This window comes from Micromonospora sp. NPDC007220, assembly GCF_040634035.1.
Lineage (GTDB): Bacteria > Actinomycetota > Actinomycetes > Mycobacteriales > Micromonosporaceae > Micromonospora > Micromonospora reichwaldensis.
This window is the reverse complement of sequence record NZ_JBEYEU010000059.1, coordinates 1-3,343: the sequence shown is the minus strand read 5'-3', so window position 1 is coordinate 3,343 and position 3,343 is coordinate 1. Positions and strand designations below refer to the sequence as shown.

Sequence of the window (3,343 nt, the reverse complement as noted above, 5' to 3'; positions counted from 1 at the left end):
TTGTCCGGCGGTGTCCTACTCTCCCACACCCTCCCGAGTGCAGTACCATCGGCGCTGGAGGGCTTAGCTTCCGGGTTCGGAATGTAACCGGGCGTTTCCCCTCCGCCATGACCGCCGTAACTCTATCGACATATCAAACAACACCAACCACATGGTCTGTTGTTCGTTTATCGAGAGTTGCACAGTGGACGCGTAGCAGCTTAGTAGTCAAGTCCTCGGCCTATTAGTACCGGTCAACTGAACCCGTTACCGGGCTTACATTTCCGGCCTATCAACCCAGTCGTCTAGCTGGGGGCCTTACCCCACAAAGTGGGTGGGATACCTCATCTTGAAGCGAGCTTCCCGCTTAGATGCTTTCAGCGGTTATCCCTTCCGAACGTAGCTAACCAGCCGTGCCCCTGGCGGGACAACTGGCACACCAGAGGTTCGTCCGTCCCGGTCCTCTCGTACTAGGGACAGCCCTTCTCAAGTATCCTACGCGCACGGCGGATAGGGACCGAACTGTCTCACGACGTTCTAAACCCAGCTCGCGTACCGCTTTAATGGGCGAACAGCCCAACCCTTGGGACCTGCTACAGCCCCAGGATGCGACGAGCCGACATCGAGGTGCCAAACCATCCCGTCGATATGGACTCTTGGGGAAGATCAGCCTGTTATCCCCGGGGTACCTTTTATCCGTTGAGCGACACCGCTTCCACTCGCAAGTGCCGGATCACTAGTCCCGACTTTCGTCCCTGCTCGACCTGTCAGTCTCACAGTCAAGCTCCCTTGTGTACTTGCACTCAACACCTGATTGCCAACCAGGCTGAGGGAACCTTTGGGCGCCTCCGTTACCCTTTAGGAGGCAACCGCCCCAGTTAAACTACCCACCAGACACTGTCCCTGAACCGGATAACGGTCCGAAGTTAGATACCCAAATCAACCAGAGTGGTATTTCAAGATTGCCTCCACCCATACTGGCGTATGGACTTCACCGGCTCCCACCTATCCTACACAAGCTAATTCGGATACCAATGTCAAGCTATAGTAAAGGTCCCGGGGTCTTTCCGTCCTGCCGCGCGTAACGAGCATCTTTACTCGTAATGCAATTTCGCCGGGCCTGTGGTTGAGACAGTGGGGAAGTCGTTACGCCATTCGTGCAGGTCGGAACTTACCCGACAAGGAATTTCGCTACCTTAGGATGGTTATAGTTACCACCGCCGTTTACTGGCGCTTAAGTTCTCCGCTTCGCCCCAAAGAGCTAACAGGTCCCCTTAACGTTCCAGCACCGGGCAGGCGTCAGTCCATATACATCGAATTACTTCTTCGCATGGACCTGTGTTTTTAGTAAACAGTCGCTTCCCCCTGCTCTCTGCGGCCATACAACGCTCCACCCGCGCGGGGCTTCACGTCTCCGGCCCCCCTTCTCCCTAAGTTACGGGGGCAATTTGCCGAGTTCCTTAACCACAGTTCGCCCGATCGCCTCGGTATTCTCTACCTGACCACCTGTGTCGGTTTGGGGTACGGGCCGCTAAGAACTCGCTAGAGGCTTTTCTCGGCAGCATAGGATCACTGACTTCACCTGAATCGGCTCGGCATCACGTCTCAGCCCTAATGGTGTGCGGATTTGCCTACACACCGGCCTACACGCTTACCCCGGCACAACCACCGGCCGGGCTCAGCTACCTTCCTGCGTCACCCCATCGCTTGACTACTACCCGCCAGGTTCCCACGCTCCCCCAGTTCGGTCCGAAGACCTCCCCAGGTTCGGGTGGTTAGCACAACGAGGTTCATCAGGGACGCTCTTTCGCGGGTACGGGAATATCAACCCGTTGTCCATCGACTACGCCTCTCGGCCTCGCCTTAGGTCCCGACTCACCCAGGGCGGATTAGCCTGGCCCTGGAACCCTTGGTCATCCGGCGGAAGGGTTTCTCACCCTTCTTTCGCTACTCATGCCTGCATTCTCACTCGTGCCGCGTCCACAACTGGGTCACCCCGCTGCTTCACCCCCGGCACGACGCTCCCCTACCCATCCACACACCTGCACAAGGAATCAAGTCCAAGCGAGGTAAAAATGTGAATGCCACAGCTTCGGCGGTGTGCTTGAGCCCCGCTACATTGTCGGCGCGGAACCACTTGACCAGTGAGCTATTACGCACTCTTTAAAGGGTGGCTGCTTCTAAGCCAACCTCCTGGTTGTCTATGCGACCCCACATCCTTTTCCACTTAGCACACGCTTAGGGGCCTTAGCTGGTGATCTGGGCTGTTTCCCTCTCGACTACGAAGCTTATCCCCCGCAGTCTCACTGCCGCGCTCTCACTTACCGGCATTCGGAGTTTGGCTGATTTCGGTAAGCTTGTGGGCCCCCTAGACCATCCAGTGCTCTACCTCCGGCAAGAAACACGCGACGCTGCACCTAAATGCATTTCGGGGAGAACCAGCTATCACGGAGTTTGATTGGCCTTTCACCCCTAACCACAGGTCATCCCCCAACTTTTCAACGTTGGTGGGTTCGGCCCTCCACGCGGTCTTACCCGCGCTTCAGCCTGCCCATGGCTAGATCACTCCGCTTCGGGTCTAGGACACGCGACTGAACGCCCTATTCAGACTCGCTTTCGCTACGGCTCCCCCACACGGGTTAACCTCGCCACATGCCACTAACTCGCAGGCTCATTCTTCAAAAGGCACGCCGTCACCCCGCAAGGCTCCGACGGATTGTAGGCGAACGGTTTCAGGTACTATTTCACTCCCCTCCCGGGGTACTTTTCACCATTCCCTCACGGTACTCGTCCGCTATCGGTCACCAGGAAGTATTTAGGCTTACCAGGTGGTCCTGGCAGATTCACGGCAGATTTCAGGGGTCCGCCGCTACTCGGGAACACCCACAGAAGGTCAGCAACTTTCACCTACCGGACTCTCACCGTCTACGGTCAGCCATTCCAGACTGTTCGACTAGCCACTGACTTTGTAACTTCTCGAACAAGTGTCAGCTTGTTCAGCAGGGTCCCACAACCCCGACCACGCAACCCCTGACAGGTATCACACGCAACCGGTTTAGCCTCAATCCGCTTTCGCTCGCCACTACTCACGGAATCACTAAATTGTTTTCTCTTCCTACGGGTACTGAGATGTTTCACTTCCCCGCGTTCCCCCCACACACCCTATGTGTTCAGGTGTGGGTGACTGGACATGACTCCAGCCAGGTTTCCCCATTCGGACACCCTGGGATCACAGCTTGGTTGACAGCTCCCCCAGGCCTATCGCGGCCTCCCACGTCCTTCATCGGCTCCTGGTGCCAAGGCATTCACCGTTCGCCCTTGACAACTTGACCACAAAGATGCTCGCGTCCACTGTGCAATTCTC

At 56.7% G+C, this 3,343-nt stretch carries 2 rRNA genes; both read right to left on the bottom strand.

The features are described from left to right. Positions 1-2: 2 nt before the first annotated feature. A 5S ribosomal RNA gene (gene rrf / locus ABZ573_RS32410) occupies positions 3-119 on the bottom strand. 84 nt (positions 120-203) lie between these two features. Continuing rightward, a 23S ribosomal RNA gene (locus ABZ573_RS32405) occupies positions 204-3,311 on the bottom strand. Positions 3,312-3,343 lie beyond the last annotated feature (32 nt).